At 47.0% G+C, this 17,814-nt stretch carries 12 protein-coding genes; 6 read left to right on the top strand and 6 right to left on the bottom strand.

Translation table 11 applies throughout. From position 1 onward, the window contains the following. The first annotated feature begins 36 nt into the window (after positions 1-36). Positions 37-2,727 carry a collagen-like triple helix repeat-containing protein gene (locus PODO_RS24150; RefSeq protein ID WP_218918679.1) on the top strand — a complete coding sequence of 897 codons (2,691 nt, stop codon included), beginning with the start codon at positions 37-39 and terminating at the stop codon, positions 2,725-2,727. A gap of 680 nt (positions 2,728-3,407) precedes the next feature. Next, a complete protein-coding gene (locus PODO_RS24145) occupies positions 3,408-4,976 on the top strand; it encodes an exosporium glycoprotein BclB-related protein (RefSeq protein WP_483310474.1) in 1,569 nt (522 codons plus the stop codon). A 73-nt stretch (positions 4,977-5,049) separates the two neighbouring features. On the opposite strand, the gene PODO_RS24140 is transcribed toward PODO_RS24145, so the two are convergent. From PODO_RS24140 to PODO_RS24115, 6 genes are all read right to left on the bottom strand, one after another. After that, entirely contained in the window at positions 5,050-8,394 is a 3,345-nt protein-coding gene (locus tag PODO_RS24140; protein ID WP_038573073.1) for a DEAD/DEAH box helicase, read from the bottom strand. Between the two features lie 81 nt (positions 8,395-8,475). Then, positions 8,476-9,165 (bottom strand): TetR/AcrR family transcriptional regulator, encoded by a 690-nt coding sequence (locus PODO_RS24135; RefSeq protein WP_038573072.1) that lies wholly within the window; start codon positions 9,163-9,165, stop codon positions 8,476-8,478. Between the two features lie 57 nt (positions 9,166-9,222). After that, positions 9,223-10,272, bottom strand: coding sequence for an ABC transporter permease (locus tag PODO_RS24130; protein WP_038573070.1), 1,050 nt, complete (start codon positions 10,270-10,272; stop codon positions 9,223-9,225). Further along, positions 10,269-11,000 carry an ABC transporter ATP-binding protein gene (locus tag PODO_RS24125; RefSeq protein ID WP_038573069.1) on the bottom strand — a complete coding sequence of 244 codons (732 nt, stop codon included), beginning with the start codon at positions 10,998-11,000 and terminating at the stop codon, positions 10,269-10,271. Before PODO_RS24125 ends, PODO_RS24130 begins: the two co-directional genes overlap by 4 nt. A gap of 489 nt (positions 11,001-11,489) precedes the next feature. Next, the gene (locus PODO_RS24120; protein ID WP_038573068.1) at positions 11,490-11,927 is read right to left on the bottom strand and encodes a hypothetical protein; all 438 of its coding nucleotides are present in this window, start codon (positions 11,925-11,927) and stop codon (positions 11,490-11,492) included. A 60-nt stretch (positions 11,928-11,987) separates the two neighbouring features. Further along, positions 11,988-12,185, bottom strand: a complete 198-nt coding sequence (locus tag PODO_RS24115; protein ID WP_038573067.1) for a hypothetical protein — start codon at positions 12,183-12,185, stop codon at positions 11,988-11,990. 470 nt (positions 12,186-12,655) lie between these two features. On the opposite strand from PODO_RS24115, the gene PODO_RS24110 reads away from it, so the two are divergent. From PODO_RS24110 to pstA, 4 genes are all read left to right on the top strand, one after another. After that, positions 12,656-14,092 carry a stalk domain-containing protein gene (locus PODO_RS24110; protein ID WP_038573066.1) on the top strand — a complete coding sequence of 479 codons (1,437 nt, stop codon included), beginning with the start codon at positions 12,656-12,658 and terminating at the stop codon, positions 14,090-14,092. A gap of 54 nt (positions 14,093-14,146) precedes the next feature. After that, a complete protein-coding gene (locus tag PODO_RS24105; RefSeq protein WP_038573065.1) occupies positions 14,147-15,007 on the top strand; it encodes a phosphate ABC transporter substrate-binding protein in 861 nt (286 codons plus the stop codon). A gap of 82 nt (positions 15,008-15,089) precedes the next feature. Then, the gene (gene pstC, locus PODO_RS24100) at positions 15,090-16,037 is read left to right on the top strand and encodes a phosphate ABC transporter permease subunit PstC (protein WP_036685038.1); all 948 of its coding nucleotides are present in this window, start codon (positions 15,090-15,092) and stop codon (positions 16,035-16,037) included. Next, positions 16,034-16,915: a phosphate ABC transporter permease PstA gene (gene pstA, locus PODO_RS24095; protein WP_036685040.1), complete on the top strand. Its 882-nt coding sequence runs from the start codon at positions 16,034-16,036 to the stop codon at positions 16,913-16,915. The genes pstC and pstA overlap by 4 nt, the downstream gene beginning before the upstream one ends. The last annotated feature ends 899 nt before the right edge of the window (positions 16,916-17,814 follow it).

Here is a 17,814-nt window from a genome sequence, read left to right as displayed (position 1 = left end):
TTGTGACACAGTTAACGTTAAAGGAGTGATGAGAAATTGAGTTATTTATCTACCGGACCGATAGACAATAGTATGGTAGGGGGTGTAAGACCTACTCAGCATGTTACTGTCAAAATTGATAACCGAAGTGACATTGATTCATCAATGGCTCTTGTTCAAGGATACTATATGGATGGGACAAGAACTTTATATGTAAGCGAGCTGATAAATGTAGCACCTAATGAAGTTATAACACGTGATTATTATGGCGATTTTGATGCGTTCGAATTTATTTTTACAACTACAAGTCTGGTAGATGATCCGATTCAAATCTCAGTATGGGGAAAAAATAGCGTTGGCCAGATTGTGACTGCCCATCGACTTGTACATGCAGAATTGCTTGGTGTAACGCAAGGAATAACTGGCGCGACCGGGGCGACTGGTGCAACGGGAGCGGATGGAGCAACAGGAGCAACGGGAGCGACCGGCGCAGGAGAGACTGGAGCTACTGGTGCAGATGGAGTGACTGGGGCGACTGGTGCAACGGGAGCGGATGGAGCAACTGGAGCGACTGGAGCGACTGGAGCAGGAGAGACTGGGGCAACAGGTGCCGATGGAGCTACAGGTGCAACTGGTGCAACCGGAGCGGATGGAGTAACTGGAGCGACCGGAGCAGGAGAGACTGGAGCTACAGGAGCAGACGGAGTAACTGGGGCGACTGGTGCAACGGGAGCAGACGGAGCAACTGGAGCGACCGGAGCAGGAGAGACTGGGGCAACAGGTGCAGATGGAGTGACTGGTGCAACGGGAGCGGATGGAGCAACTGGTGCAACGGGAGCAGACGGAGCAACCGGGGCGACCGGAGCAGGAGAGACTGGGGCAACAGGAGCAGATGGAGCTACAGGTGCAACAGGAGCAACGGGAGCAGACGGAGCAACGGGAGCGACTGGAGCAGGAGAGACTGGGGCAACCGGAGCGGATGGAGCAACGGGTGCAACGGGAGCAGACGGAGCAACCGGGGCGACCGGAGCAGGAGAGACTGGGGCAACAGGAGCAGATGGAGCTACAGGTGCAACAGGAGCAACGGGAGCAGACGGAGCAACGGGAGCGACTGGAGCAGGAGAGACTGGGGCGACTGGAGTCGATGGAGCAACTGGGGCGACTGGTGCAACGGGAGCAGACGGAGCAACGGGAGCGACCGGAGCAGGAGAGACTGGAGCTACAGGAGCAAACGGAGTAACTGGTGCAACGGGGGCGACTGGTGCAACCGGAGCGGATGGAGCAACGGGTGCAACGGGAGCAGACGGAGCAACCGGGGCGACCGGAGCAGGAGAGACTGGGGCAACAGGAGCAGATGGAGCTACAGGTGCAACAGGAGCAACGGGAGCAGACGGAGCAACGGGAGCGACTGGAGCAGGAGAGACTGGGGCAACAGGAGCAGATGGAGCTACAGGTGCAACAGGAGCAACGGGTGCTACCGGAGCGACCGGAGCAGGAGAGACTGGAGCTACAGGAGCAAACGGAGCGACTGGAGCGACCGGAGCAACCGGAGCGACAGGAGTAGCTGGAGCAACCGGAGCAACCGGAGCGACTGGAGCAACGGGAGTAGCTGGGGCAACCGGAGCAACGGGTGAAGCTGGAGCGACTGGAGCAACGGGAGTAGCTGGGGCAACCGGAGCAACAGGAGTAGCTGGTGTAACCGGAGCAACGGGTGAAACAGGAGTAACCGGAGCGACTGGAGTAGCAGGAGCAACTGGAGCAACAGGAGTAGCTGGTGTAACCGGAGCAACGGGAGTAGCTGGTGTAACCGGAGCAACGGGTGAAACAGGAGTGACCGGAGCGACTGGAGTAGCAGGAGCAACGGGAGCAACAGGAGTAGCTGGTGTAACCGGAGCAACGGGTGAAGCTGGAGTGACCGGAGCGACTGGAGTAGCAGGAGCAACGGGGGCAACAGGAGTAGCTGGTGTAACCGGAGCAACGGGTGAAACAGGAGCAACGGGGGCAACAGGAGTAGCTGGAGTAACGGGAACAACGGGAGTAACAGGAGCGACAGGAGTAGCTGGTGTAACTGGAGCAACAGGAGTTGGAGTGGCCGGAGCGACTGGAGTAGCAGGAGCAACGGGGGTAACAGGGGCAACAGGAGTAGCTGGAGTAACGGGAACAACGGGAGTAACAGGAGCGACAGGAGTAGCTGGTGTAACTGGAGCAACAGGAGTTGGAGTGGCCGGAGCTACCGGAGCAACTGGAGCTACAGGTCCAAACATTCAACAAGAAGGGTTTTCTGCTTTCAAGCCCTCATTGGCAATTTCCACATCTACACAATTAACTGGCTGGACTGTGACAACACCTTTTTATGATAGCCCGTCTTTCGACGAAGTTGGGGGAAATTATACCATTCCGACAACTGGTAGATATTCGATTGAAGCGACTATCAATTATTCTACAACTGCCTCACTTTCTATCAGTCTTGGTGCTGGAGTTAATCCGGCTTTCGTAGTTCAGAGAACTTCTCCTACTGCAACAAATCTGGTAAGTGGGTTGTTCCCAGTACTTGATGTGAATGTTGCACTTATATTAGATTTGAGAGCAATTTTGGGAAGTGGTACTGTGTCGCTGGCTGGAGAATTTGCATTAACCGCAGGTGATGTGATTGGCTTGTTCTATGTGGCAAATGGTTTGACGGTTCCTTTGAATTTGGGTGGAGCGAACTCAGCAGGTATCGTCTGGTCTGTTCATGAATTAACTTAAGCTTATTTATCTTCAAGTTCAGTGTTTATAACAGGGGTAATTCGGTAGCCGTTAGTGCGGCTCTCGGGTTACCCTCTGTTTTGTTGGCATATGTTATAAGTCGACTGGAACGTTGCTTATTAGATTCTTATTCTATTAAACCATTACAGATTTTTAGCTTATTTTAATAAATCAAATATGTGTAATAGTAGTTTTTAAATGGATGTCCACACCTTAATTCAAAATAAGAATAATACTATAAAGAGCCAAAAAATATGAACTGATTTGTAGGCTCATAGATTATCAACTTAGAGCAGGTGGGAGGAATGATTATAGATAAAAACCTAGTTTATACGAAACTCTTGAGGATAGTTTTGTTCAGGTGAGTTGATTTTCGAAATTCAAATAATACGAGTATTATAATTTCATAAAAAATGAGGTGTTGAAAATTGAGTCAACTATCTACTGGTCCCATAGAAAATAATCTGGTAGGCGGCGTAAGACCTACTCAGCTTATTACTCTTAAAATTGTTAATCAGAGCGATGACACTCCGTCAACGGTTCAAGTCGAAGGTTATTATATGAATGGGACAAGAACTTTATATGTAAGTGAGCTGGTTAATGTAGCTCCTAATCAAGTAATTACTAATGACTATTATGCAAACTTTGATTCATTTGAATTTTTATTCACAACACCTACTATGATTGATGATCCCATTCAAATTTCAGTTTGGGGGAAGAGCAGCACAGGTCAATTAGTGACTGCTCATCGCCTTGTCTACTCTGAATTATATGGAGAATATATAGGAATTACAGGTGCTACTGGAGCTACTGGAGCTACAGGAAGCGTTGGTGCAACGGGAGCGACAGGAGGTACTGGCGTAACCGGAGCCACAGGTGCTGGAGCCACGGGAGCGACAGGAGCTGCTGGAGCAACGGGAGCCACAGGAGCGACAGGAACTGCTGGAGCCACAGGAGCAACAGGAACTGCTGGCGTAACTGGAGCAACAGGAACTGCGGGAGCCACAGGAGCAACAGGAACTGCTGGAGCCACAGGAGCGACAGGAACTGCTGGAGCCACAGGAGCAACAGGAACTGCTGGCGTAACTGGAGCAACAGGAACTGCGGGAGCCACAGGAGCAACAGGAACTGCTGGAGCCACAGGAGCAACAGGAACTGCTGGCGTAACTGGAGCAACAGGAACTGCTGGAGCCACAGGAGCAACAGGAACTGCTGGCGTAACTGGAGCAACAGGAACTGCTGGAGCCACAGGAGCAACAGGAACTGCTGGCGTAACTGGAGCAACAGGAACTGCTGGAGCCACAGGAGCAACAGGAACTGCTGGCGTAACTGGAGCAACAGGAACCGCTGGAGCAACGGGAGCGACAGGAAGTGCTGGCGTAACGGGAGCGACAGGAAGTACTGGCGTAACGGGAGCGACAGGAAGTACTGGAGCAACGGGAGCAACAGGAAGCGCTGGAGCAACGGGAGCAACAGGAACTGCCGGCGTAACGGGAGCGACAGGAAGTGCTGGTGTAACCGGAGCGACAGGAACCGCTGGAGCAACCGGAGCAACAGGAACCGCTGGAGCAACGGGAGCGACAGGAACCGCTGGAGCAACGGGAGCGACAGGAAGTGCTGGCGTAACGGGAGCGACAGGAAGTGCTGGCGTAACGGGAGCGACAGGTGCTGGCGTAACGGGAGCGACAGGAAGTGCTGGTGTAACCGGAGCAACAGGTGCTGCTGGTGCAGGCGCAATCATTCCATATTCTTCTGGACTTCCAGTTGCTATGACCACTGTATTAGGGGGTCTTTTGAATACTTCAAGTGCAGTTGGTTTTGGTAGCAGTGCGACCAATATCAGTATTACAGGCGGTACTATAGATCTTACTGGAGCGGCTGGAACCTTGCTGAACTTTGCATTCTCAGTTCCTAGAACAGGAACGCTTACGTCTATGGCAGCCTATTTCAGTGCGACATCTTCCGTTAGTTTGGTGGGTTCTACGGTAACAATCACGGCTCAATTATACAGATCTACTACACCTAACAATACCTTCACAGCAGTACCTGGGGCTTTAGTTACGTTAAGTCCTCCGCTTACAGGATTAATTGCTCTTGGAACTATTAGCAGTGGTAATACCACAGGCTTAAGCATTCCTGTAACTGTGGGAGAACGCTTGTTGTTGGTCTTCACTTCGACGGTCACGGCTGGCATTGACGTTGCAACTACTGTTGCTGGCTACGCTAGTGCAGGAGTTACAATTGCATAATCTGAAGAAAAGGGATATCCCGATAGCCATAGAGGCTGCAGGATATCCCTGATTTTTTCTCAAACATTGTTATTTAGATCATCAGAATCTCCCGGATGTCTTGCTCTGTGAGGGTAGACAAGCTTTCCTGACCTGGCTGGATGACCTCATCGATCAAGTTCTTTTTCTTCTGCTGCAGCTCATACATCTTGTCCTCTACGGTGCCTTGGGTGACTAGACGAATTACTTGTACTACATTTTTCTGTCCGATCCGGTGAGCCCGATCCGCTGCTTGCTGCTCGACGGCAGGGTTCCACCATAAATCGTAAAGGATTACAGTATCTGCCCCAGTTAAGTTGAGCCCGGTCCCGCCGGCCTTTAAGGAGATTAAGAAAATATCCCGCTCTCCTTCATTAAATTTATTACATAAATCTACTCGTTGAGAAACAGGCGTTTGACCATCTAAATAAAAGTATGGAATGCCCTGATATCCTAGTTCACGCCCAATCAGGCCCAGCATCTCTGTGAATTGTGAGAATACTAACATACGTTTACCCGAACTGCGACATTCTTCTATGATTTCGAGCAGCTGCTCGAATTTAGCAGAGCTTCCTTCATATCCATCGACAAAAAGAGCAGGGTGGCAGCACAACTGGCGCAGACGAGTTAGTCCCGCCAGAACTTTGATCCGATTATTATTGCCGAAACTATCTTGGGTCAAATGCTTAAGCGCCTCTTTTTTCAAACGGGCAAGATAAGCTACATATAACTTTTTTTGCTCCGGCAGCAGTTCACATGCTTGTACGGACTCAATTTTGTCCGGAAGTTCCTTTAACACATCACTCTTTAAGCGCCGCAGCAAAAAGGGACGCGCCCGCTTCGCAACCGTTTCTCTTGGTAAATCGTGAAAAGCTTTTTTGCCTGGAAATAACCCAGGGAACACGGTGCCGAAAATGGACCATAAATCTTCCAACGCATTCTCCACAGGAGTACCCGTAAGTGCAAAACGGTGCCGGGCTTGAAGCGCCATTACAGCTTGGGCTGTCTGTGTAGTATGGTTTTTTATAGTTTGTGCTTCATCGAGAATCAGGGTATGAAAAGACTTTTTGGCATACAACTGAACATCTCTGCGGAGCAGCGGATAAGAGGTGATGATTACATCAGCTTTTGCTGTATTTTTTAAAATCCGCCCGCGCTCAATTAGACTACCGTCTGCAATGACAGCTTTGATCACTGGCGTGAATTTTTTAAGCTCATTAAGCCAGTTATAAGTGAGAGACGCAGGAGCGACAATTAGGGCAGGCAGCCCATTCTGGCGGATCTCTGGAAGTTCTGACAGGAGAAAAGCGATACTTTGCAGCGTTTTGCCTAACCCCATATCATCCGCCAAAATACCACCAAAATGGTAATGGGCCAACGTCTTCAGCCACTGAAACCCATACTGTTGATAATCCCTTAGCACAGGAACCAGACTGTCAGGTATAGGGAAATCAAGATTCTCCGGATTCCGCATGTTCGCAAGTAACCTTTTAAAGGATCTGCCCAGCTTAATGGAGTCACTCTTAGCATCCGTGGAGGTCAAATGTAACCCACGAACAACGGGCAGAGAAAACTCCACCCCTTTGATCTCACCTTCCCGGATGCCTATATCATTCATAAAGGTAATGATTTCTTGAAGCTCCTCGCTCTCCAGCGGTAGCAGGGCTCCATCAGGCAAGCGGTAGTATCTGCGTTTTTCCTGCAGGGATTTCAGAACCATAACAATCTCAGCTTCTGGAATCCCGCCCATATCGAATTTAAAATCAAGCCAGTCCGTCTTTTCATTCCAACTAATGCTCACCTTTGGGGGTGTAGTGCTCGTGAACAGTCTTGCTTTGACTGCGGAGGTCGCATAAACCGAAAGTAGCGGTTCCAGCAGCGGAATGGTATGGTACAAAAAATCATATTCGCCCTCTTCGTCTGTCATAATATATCCGCCCTCGGTTTTAGCGAAAGATTCGTGCTCCATCAGCTCCAGAATACGAGCTTCTCCCTCCCCGTCTCGCAAAAGAATCAAATTCGTCCCGCGAACATGGGCTTTTTCATCTAAAGGATTGATCACAATGTCACCATATTGGAATTCTAGTCCGGCGAGCAGCCGATCTCTCACACGATCCAGATAAAGCCTCGCGATAAGCCTATGTTGGACAATCCGATCCGCAATGGAGTCGGCGATATGGACGTTGCCCAGCTTTTTCAGACCAGGAATAACCTTGTCCATAAAAGACTCCATTTGCTCGGGGGCAATATCGATACCATTTCGGCGGGAGGAATCCAGCATTTTTTTCATTTCAGCAAGGCGTATACATTCTTGAGGGGATAGCTTCAGCAACTTACCTTCCGATAGTACCATCCCGTAATCTTCTAAGACCGAAATCTGCTCAAGTCCTTGAATATCCAGATGATATCCGTCCTCTTCTGCCTGTTCAAATTCAAAGCTGAGTGGAGGTGCCTCATTAGACACATGGATGCCTTCGTACAGCATCTCTTCTTGTTGCAAAAATACCGAAGAGACCTCTGAAAGCGCAGGCTGAAGCGACTCCCAGAAAAAAGGAGGGACGGCCAGCAACCGATCTCCCCCAATACTCCCCCCATAAGGTGAGTAAGGAGTGACGTTATCACGGTACATTTTTTCATTTAATACAATATCAATCAGCTTCTGTAGAACAACATTATCTTCCTTCCGAAAGCTGTAAATGGCAGGATCATAGATAAAATGTTTCGTGAATTCAAAGGATTCTCCGCGGTGTACACTTTCTAGAAATCCTCTTATTTTCTGAACAATATATAGACGTTTTGGACCGACTTTCATTTCTATACCCAGCATGGTGTGGCTATAACTATAGGTGAATGGCTTGCATGTAAACTCTATATTTAGAGGAAGTCTGTTATCTACAAAAGCCCCCGTACCGCTAGGACGCGGTGTATGGTTGCCGAACATCCCCAGTAGGCTGCTCACGAGCTGTTGATCTCTGGACTTTCCCCCGTTGTCTCGCGCAGTATCTGTAAAAATACGTGGGGTTAGAATCTCAGTATCTTCTATAGAAGACAGGTGCGAAGCTCCGGTAAGCTCTGAACGATCTCGGCCATTTTTAAGGGCGTCAACGTTGATTAGCACAGCCGCGATATGTTTACAGAATGGCCCGCCATGGGAGTAGGCTGGACAATTACACTCTGCCTGGACGTCCCCATCAATATCAATGACCACCATAACTTCATAGTCGATCGCCCCCTGAACAATGGCTTCATATCGAGAGCGGGGCAAATCTGGAATGGAGACATTGTATTCTTCAACTTCAATTATATCGACACTTTCAGTTTGGTAATAAGCTAATCCTTTTTCAAAAATAGACTTGCCGCACAGCAGTTTGATAACCCGTTCTGATACACTAAAGCCCATAACATAATTCCTTTCTCATAACTTGATCTCGAAAAGTCCGAATTTAATATAGTACTTATGATAACAGAACGGGCGTGCGCATCAAATAGGGGGTGTTGCTTTACTTATTCCATGCATGATAAAAGCGATCGTCAGGTTGATTTCTTCCTCGTCATTCCAGTCCTTATCTGGCTGCAGCAGCAAGCGATTCATCAAATAACCTACGACAGACGAGAGTGTGAAGCGTATAAGTGTGGGTGTAGGCACCTCGATGATTTCACCCTTTTCTTTAAAATGTTCAACAATATCAATCACGCGCTCCAGTATTTTGCTAAGAATATTCTCTACAAACTGAGCTCTAACTGTTGGCTGAAAAGGAATCTCCTGAATAAGAATCTTAAGAATTTTAAAATTCTTGCGGGCGAAATCCAGCCGATTGATCATAAATGCCCTCAGGAACTCTTCGAAGCTGTCGTAGGGCATATCGAGCACGCCGTTGAAATTCCGCAGCACAAAAGGCGCAAGCATGCGACTCATGGTAGGACCTACTATGGCAAGCAGCAGATCATTTTTAGTCTTGTAATAGCGAAAAATCGTTCCCTCCGCCACGCCCGCTTTCTGAGAAATTTCACTCGTTGAAGTCGCAGAGTATCCTTTTTCGGAAAATACCTCAATCGCCGCTTGTAGAATAGAAATCTGCTTCGGTGTCAGTTTCTCGTCTTTGCCAAGGGTCAGCAGCTCTTCTATCCACTGCTCTTCTATATTTTGTTCCGTAGAAACTTGCTCTTTCATTACAATAACCCTCCATGCTTGATTCATTTTGTTTCAATGATAATAGCTTTTGTGAAATTACATTTTGCGATGTTTGCGCAGTGCCAATACATTCAGCAGCATAAATAGCAGCGAAAATCCTATTAGTACATAGACATCCAGTGCAATTGCGCTCCATCCTTTGCCACGGACCATAATGTCCATCAGAGCTTCTGATCCGTAATAGATCGGTGTAGCGAGGCCAACGCGCTGGAGCCACAGTGGAAGGGTATCGAGCGGGAATAATCCACTGAGGAAGATTTGTGGCACTATAATGAGCGGAATGAACTGAATCATCTGCAACTCATTGGCTGCAAAAGCCGACAGCAGTGTGCCCAACGTCAGCGCTGTCATCGATAGGAGTAATGTGATCAGCAATACGTAACCAAAGCTGCCTGTCATCATAATGCCAAGAATCTGTATGGAATACCATGAGATCAATAGCGCCTGAAAAACGGTAAATATGCCGAAACCACATACATACCCGAGCACAATCTCCCATCTTTTTAATGGAGTCGAAAGTAGGCGTTCAAGAGTGCCTGTGGTTCGTTCCCTTAAGAAGGATACACCTGCAATCAAGAATACGAAAAAGAAAACAAATACGCCAATCATAATGGGACCGAAACGGTCGATCGTCTTCATATTCTCAGAACCGTAAAGATAGCTGATCTGCGGCTGTAATTGTTCCTTTGTGCTTGGAAGAAGCTTCTGGGAGATTTGTTGAAGCGTCATGATTACTGCCTTGTTGGCTGTAGGGTTGCTACCTTCTAACAGCACTTGAGGCGTAACTTGCGAATCTCCGGCGGTTCCGTTCAAAGTGATCAAAGCGTCAATTTTCCCTTCTACTAAAGCTTCTTTTCCCAGCTCTACGCTGGCATATTCTTTGATGGTGGCATTTTGTTCTTTTAACGCAGCTGACATATTTAGAGGTACACCGGACACACCGATTTTTGGTTCATAGGCGTCACCGTTGAAGACCAAGCTCATTAAGCTTAGAACGAGGAGCGGTGCAATGAACATTAATGCCATCGTTCTTTTATCATGAATAAATTGCCGCAAAATCCTTAAGGTGATCGCTCGGATTCTCATGAACGCACACCTCCATAATATAAAAAGGCTTCTTCAATAGAAGCTGAACCGGTGGCTTGCAGCAGTCCGGCAGGCGTGTCGGCGGCAAGTAGCTTGCCATCACGGATCATTCCGAGCCGGTCACATTTTTCAGCCTCATCCATGACATGCGTGGTCAGCACAATGGTGGTGCCTTTCTGGTTCAGAGCTTTTAGTTCTTTCCAGATGGATAGCCGCAGCACCGGGTCTATACCAACTGTAGGTTCATCAAGAATAAGCAGCGGCGGTTCATGCAGCAGCGCGATCGCCAATGATAAGCGGCGTTTCATCCCGCCGGAGTATTGGTCTACTCTTTTTCGCAAATGATCTTGTAAATTAACGATCTCCATTACGGCTGTGATGCGTTTGGAGCGTTGCTCCCCCTTTAGTCCATATAGCGCTGCAAAAAACTCCAGATTCTCCTTCGCGCTAAGCTCCGTGTACAAGGCATCAGACTGGGCCATATACCCAATCTGTTGCAGCATAGTCAGCTTCGGCATCGCCACGCCAAGTATTTTCACCTCGCCGGAGGTTGCCTCATCGATACCTGTAAGCAGCTTCACTAATGTTGTTTTTCCTGAGCCGGATGGCCCTAGTATGCCAAAGGTTTCCGCACGTTCCACTTGAAGCGAAATATCCTCGAGCACCTGTTTCTCTCCAAACGCTTTCCCGACATGGCTCACTGAAATAACTGGAACCTCTGAACCCATGTTTATCTCCTCGATTCTGAATGTTCTGGGATACTTGCTTGAGTTGAAGATGTTGCTGATAAGGTGGTGGTGATGGTGATGAAGGTGTAGAAGGTGTTGAGATATTCCTGAATTATACTGCTCTGTACACTCTGATTAGATAATGAGTGAGTACTCACTCATTATCTTGCATCAAAAGTTAGGAATTGTAAACCATATATTTTATACAAATGTATCCCACAGTATTAGCTTAATCCCAATTGAGGTTTGTTAATTCAACTTGTCCTTTTACTATGTATATAGAGATGATTTGAATGAAAGGCAAAAGTGCCACTAAATAGCGTCAGTCCGCCTAAACTAGGTAATAGAAAGGCATAAATGCCCTTAAATGGCGCCGATCCAGTTAAATCAGCTAAAAGAAAGGCATAAATGCCCTTAAATGGCGTCGATCCAGTTAAATCAGCTAAAAGAAAGGCATAAATGCCACTAAATAAGCATGATCTAGATAAATCAAGCAAAAGAACGGTATAAATCCCGTACAATGAGCTCAATCCCGATGAAGTTAGCAAAAGAACGGTATAAATCCCGTACGATGAGCTCAATCCCGCTAAAATTAGCAAAAGAACGGTATAAATCCCGTACAATGAGCCCAATCCCGCTGAAGTCAGTAAAAGAACGGTATAAATCCCGTACAATGAGCTCAACCCCGCTAAAGTTAGCAAAAGAACGGTATAAATCCCGCACAATGAGCTCAATCCCGCTAAAGTTAGCAAAAGAACGGTATAAATCCCGCACAATGAGCTCAATCCCGCTAAAGTTAGCAAAAGAACAGTATAAATCCCGTACAGTGAGCTCAATCCCGCTAAAGTTAGTAAAAGAACGGTATAAATCCCTTACAATGAGGTCTATCCCGCTAAAGTTCAAAAGAACGGTATAAATCCCGTACAATCAGCCGAATCTCCTACGATGATCCTTACGCAGAATGCGCCACAACAGACCAGTTAGTTTTTAAATTGTAAGCAGCAGCCACATAACAAGCTTCCCCCACGCGCCAAGCGACCACCGTAATACGTTCCCCACACTCCAAGCGACCTCCGCAATATACTCCATGTGCCCATCGATCTCAGCAACAAGGCTCTCCCACGCACCAAGCGACCTCCGAAATATACTCCACGTGCCCATCGACCACCGTAATACGTTCCCCACACTCCAAGCGACCTCCGTAATATACTCCACGTGCCCATCGACCTCAGCAACAAGCTTCCCCTACACTCCAAGCGACCTCCGAAATATACTCCACGTGCCCATCGACCTCAGCAACAAGCTTCCCCTACGCGCCAAGCGACCACCGTAATACGTTCCCCACACTCCAAGCGAACTCCGCAATATACTCCACCCACCCACCTCAGCAACAAGTTCCCTCCACGCGCCTGCAATATCAAATTAGTCCCTACGTCACCCCAAAGTTCCAAACAATTCTCCAACTAAATAAGGCAGCCACACCGAGCACCTTTTTACGAAAAGAGGCTGTTTTTGCTGCTTAGTTCATTTGGTTACCTGGTTTTTTTAAAAAAAGAATACTAGTTAATATTTCCATTACATTCCTCTGCAACAGAATTGACAATTGTAGACGAAAATGACATTAGCAGTTACCTATACGAAAAGGGTGAATCTAATTGAAAAACAGTAAATGGATTAGCGCAACGTTGGCTTCAGCACTTCTTGCAACAGTAGGCGTTGGAAGTGTATCTGCAGCTAGCACCGGCAGTAATGTAAAATCTGTAGCTACCAATCAAGTTGCTGCTGCAACAGCAGTTAAAGAAGGTACAACTACTTGGAATGTAAACGGAACGCCGATTGTGTTTAACACCATTAACAGCAGTGGTTACAAGCTTTACTCGCTGACTCAGGTAGCTGGAGAAATTGGGGCTAAGGTAGTACTGGGAACAAGCGGGTTTGAACTTAATGACAGCAAAGGACTACATAATGTTCAACTCAAAACAGGCTCAAAGAGCTATCAAGTAGATGGTAATTCCGAATCGTTCACAGTTGCTCCAGTATTTTATAACGGTAAAACCTATGTAGAGCTTACTAAGTTAGTTACTGCATTAGGTGGAGAGCTGGACGCTGATGCTAGCACGATTTTGAGCTTTGCACGTCCTGAAGGTTTGTTTGATACTTTGCACTGGACGGCAGCTGGCAACCTGATTGCGAACAAAAGTGATGCTGAAACTACTCAGCTTATCAAATTCAGTACAGAACCAGGTAACTATGAAGTGTTTTCGTCAAATGACAGTGCAGTAGACTTTGCAGTATCGCCGGATCAACAGTGGGGAGCTTTTAATGATGAGAAAGGTTTGCTGAATCTGATTAATTTGTCTAGCGGAGCTGTTAAAACACTAGGCACCGACAATAGTGTGAAGACAGATCTGGTTTGGTCCAAAGATGGGAAAAGCATTTATTTCATCCAAGGAGACAAGCAAGAAAAAATCGCTAAAATCTCAGTAGAGACTGGTGATGTTAAATCCGTATTGGCTGACAAGGTTGAGAATAAATCCGAACTGCGTATTTCTGCTGACGAAAAAAGCGCCGTTTATATCGTTAATTTGACGGGTGTTGCTAAAAATGATGCAGACAGCACAGAAGATTCTCTTACGGTTGACTTTAGCTCGGCAGGAGAGCAGCTTTACAAGCTTGATTTGGCTACAAAAGATGCTAAACCAGCTGCACTAACAACTACAGCAGATAACAAGCTTTACCCAGAGATTTTGGCTGATGGAAATGTGGCATACCTGAGCGCAGATGCAGACGGCAATGCGAAGAATACCCTGAAGCTTGTAAAAGCGGACGCAACCAGCACTAATATTGCACTTGATATCGAAGTGAATTGGTCCACTGGCGTAAGCAATGGTTTGGTAGTGGCAGGTACTACGGCAGACGGAAGCACAGTGATCTATTCTATCGATGGTAGTGGTGCAAAGACCGAACTGTTCCGTACGGCTGAAGATGTATCTGAAGTATCTGTATCTAAAGACGGAAGCAAGCTTGCGATTGTGAGCGGCGACAGCGTATGGGTTATCCAAGGCGGTAAAGGGCTGCAACTGACTAAATAATTATTATTTCAAACATATTTTAACGGCCTAGAGCCGAGAGGAGAAAATAGTACAATGAAAATCTTCAAGAAATTAACAGTAACGGCTTTAACAGCCGTAATCGCGGTAACCGCATCTTTTGCAGGGATTGCAGCAGCAGCAGATTCACTTAGTGGCAAAATCACCGTTAACGGTTCGACCGCACTTCTTCCATTGACGTTGCAAGCGGCAAAAGAATTCCAAAAGCTGCATCCTAAAGTGAAAATCGCAGCATCTGGTAAAGGCTCTGTAACTGGACCACAAGCTGTAAAAAAAGGCATCGCTGATATCGGCGCTTGCGACTGGGATGCTAGCATCGACGTACCAGGTTTCAAAGCTTTTGACGGACAGGTAGCGAACAAAGTGGCTGTCATTCCTTTTGCCACGATCGTGAACAAAAATGTGGGTGTAGATAACCTTACAACAGAACAGCTTAAAGGTATTTTCGCTGGTAAAATCACCAACTGGAAAGAAGTAGGCGGCGCAGATGCAGATATCGTTGTCATCACTCGCTCATTCGGTTCTGGTACCCGCGTTAACTATCAGGCTAAAGCTTTGGATGGCGGAGATATCGTAAAAAAAGCTAAGAACTACAAAGAAACAGGTTCATCCGGCGACATGAAAACAGCAGTAGGAACTACTCCTAACTCCATCGGTTATATCGACCTTGTTTATGTAAGTGGCGACGTAAAAGCAGTGAAACACAACGGTATCGCAGCTACTACAGACAACGTAATTAACGGTTCTTATAAGATTTGGGCTTATGGTTACTACATGACTAAAGGCCAGCCTACTGGCGCAACTAAAGAATTTATCGAATACGTACAAAGCAAAAAGTTCCAACAAGGTTCTCTGAAAAAGCTTAAATTCATTCCGATCGCAGCAATGAAGGGTTAATAACATCTGAAGATCATATTGAATGGTAACAGCGGCCAGCCCCGATTTTGATACGGGGTTGGCCGCTTACAGGAGGGAAAGTATGGGGGCACCAGTCCACAACCTGGCAACTAAGGTTAAGGAGGGCGTTACAGAAGTTAGCGCCAACTCCAAACGTCACAGTAGACATATGTTTAGCAACCGATTATTCCGCTTTTATTTCTTATTCAGCATTCTTGCACTTTGTTTCGTGCTTGGACTTGTAATCCTATTTATCGGCAAAACGGCGCTGCTTCTGTTTGGTCATCTCTCGCCTGCGGACTTTTTCTTTTCTTTTAACTGGACGCCTGAAGAGGACTCCTTTGGGGCTGCTGCCTTCATTGTAAATACACTTTCACTGACGGCTTTGACCCTGCTGATCGCAGTTCCTATTTCGGTAGGCATGGCCGTTCTCTGTGCGGAGATTGCTCCGAAGTGGATGAAGACCTTCATTCGCCCGGTGCTCGATCTGCTCGTTGGTATTCCTTCTATAGTATATGGTTATTTAGGCTTAACGGTATTACTTCCTTTCCTGCGTAGAGTTAGTGGGGAGAGCTTGGGTGATGGTTTGCTGGCTGCGGCCCTCGTACTCGCATTAATGGTCCTGCCAACGATTTGTCGAATCAGTGATGATGCTATCGTCGCTGTCCCACGCAAATATCGGGATGCTGCGTACGCTCTTGGATCTACCCGTCTGCAAGTCATTATGCGTGTTGTTTTACCTGCGGCTAGCAGAGGAATTATCTCCGCGGTCATCCTCGGGATGACTCGTGCTGTGGGGGAGACAATGGCTGTAGTTATGGTTATCGGAAACACACCACAGTTGGCGAAAACCTTATTTACACCTGCTTCGGTCTTGACTAGTAACATCGTTATGCAAATCTCGAATGTAGAGTTTGAGTCAACCTGGAATTATGCCCTACATATGATGGCCTTTCTTTTGCTGGTGATTTCCTTTGTACTGATTCTGATCATCCGCGTGCTGGGTAGAAAAAGGAGGGATGCAGCGTGAACGGATTCGCAAGTACAAAGCATACAGCGCGTGCTCAGAGACGCAATAAGCTCGCGACTATTGGGTTTTATACGCTTGGGGCTTTAGTCATGCTGCTAATTTTCTGGCTGCTCTTCACGATTCTTAGTAAAGGCCTGCCAGCGCTGCGACCTGATTTCCTGATCAAACAGCCTGAAGAGATTGACGTTGGTGGCGGGATCGGTCCTGTACTTTTCAACTCTTTTTATATTTTGTTCATCTCGCTGCTTATTTCCGTCCCTATCGGTTTAGGAGCGGGGATTTATATGGCGGAATACGCTCCGGATAATGCTTTTACAGGCGGACTGCGTATATGTGTAGAGGCGCTCTCTTCGGTTCCCTCGATTGTATTCGGTATGCTTGGTCTTGCGATATTTGCTGAATATTTTGGGATCGGTCTGACGATTCTTGGCGGTGGGGTAAGCTTGGCGCTTTTGAATCTGCCTATGCTTGCACGTGTGACGGAGGAAGCGGTCCGTGCTGTTCCTGGGGAGATGCGCGAAGCTGGATATGCACTGGGCATGACTAAATTCCACGTGATCCGCACAGTTGTCCTACCCGTTGCAATGTCTGCCATTGTTACTGGGATTTGTCTCGTTGCTGGACGCGCCTTCGGGGAGTCTGCGGTTATTATCCTTACCGCTGGTCTCAGTACCTCGGGCGAAATGTGGGACTTTAATCTGTTCTCGCCGGGAGAAACCCTGGCCGTACACCTTTGGTATGTACAATCTGAGGCAATTGTAGAAGATGCGCGGCAAATCGCTGACAAATCAGCGGCAGTACTAGTATTTGTAGTTTTGTTTATTAACTTTGCTTTCCGTTTTCCGCTCTGGCTTGGAAATCGCCGCAAAGGGCGCTGATTCGCTTATAAAGGAAGAACATGCATAAAAAACTGTCTCTCGGCGGAAGAAAACGCCGTGAACAGTTTTTTTATTCTCGATTAAATAAGCAGGATAGTCTCATCCTTCGATAATATTGCTAATGCGCGTGTCTTTTGAGTAATTAGATTGGGCACGGTTATAGAGAGCTAAAAATGTTCCCATATTTAAAAATCAGAAATGGGAATGTGAAGATTAATAGTCGATGAGTAATGAGTAATGAGTAATGAGTGGTTGGTGAGTAATAAGTGATGAGTAGTGGTGATAAGAGTGGTTTTTAATTGCACTTTATGCACTTATTTTTGATGGTGATAGGTTTGTTTGGGTTTAATTGTACTTTGTGCAGTTAAAAATGGTGAAAAGACCATTCTAGGCGTAAATCTGAGAATATAAGTGTATGAAATGCAATTAAAGCGAGTTTTGGAGGTAAAAGGGTACTTTTAGTTGCAGAAAATGCAATTAGATAGCATGTAGCGGCGTATCTCCGGAAAAGCAACCCTAATATTCTAATGCTGCGGGGTATGATGTGGTACTGACTCATAGAAACTGATCATCGATTGCTAAGCTTCACAGAACCCTGAGCCCCAACGAGATCTAAGTGTGACCAAGTCCGAGCGAGCATCAAAAGTTAAGCTCCATCGACTCATAGCCCGACGAGGCCCAGGTTTTCACCAAATTCTAAGTTTCGAATGCTAAGCTTTATCGGACCCTGAGCTCCGACGAGGCTAAGTTTTCATCAGGTTCTGAGCTTCGAATCCAAGCTCCATGAATCCCTGAAACTCGGGTAATCCAGAGCCGCGAATCTTAAGCTCAGTCGTTCAGTCGTCTATTCGTCCCAGTAGTGACTCCCTGAGCTCCGCCCAACCCTTCCCCTGAAAATA

The sequence above is a fragment of the Paenibacillus odorifer genome, assembly GCF_000758725.1.
In the GTDB taxonomy this organism is placed as follows: Bacteria; Bacillota; Bacilli; order Paenibacillales; family Paenibacillaceae; genus Paenibacillus_AQ; species Paenibacillus_AQ odorifer.
This window is presented reverse-complemented; position numbering and strand designations above follow the sequence as displayed.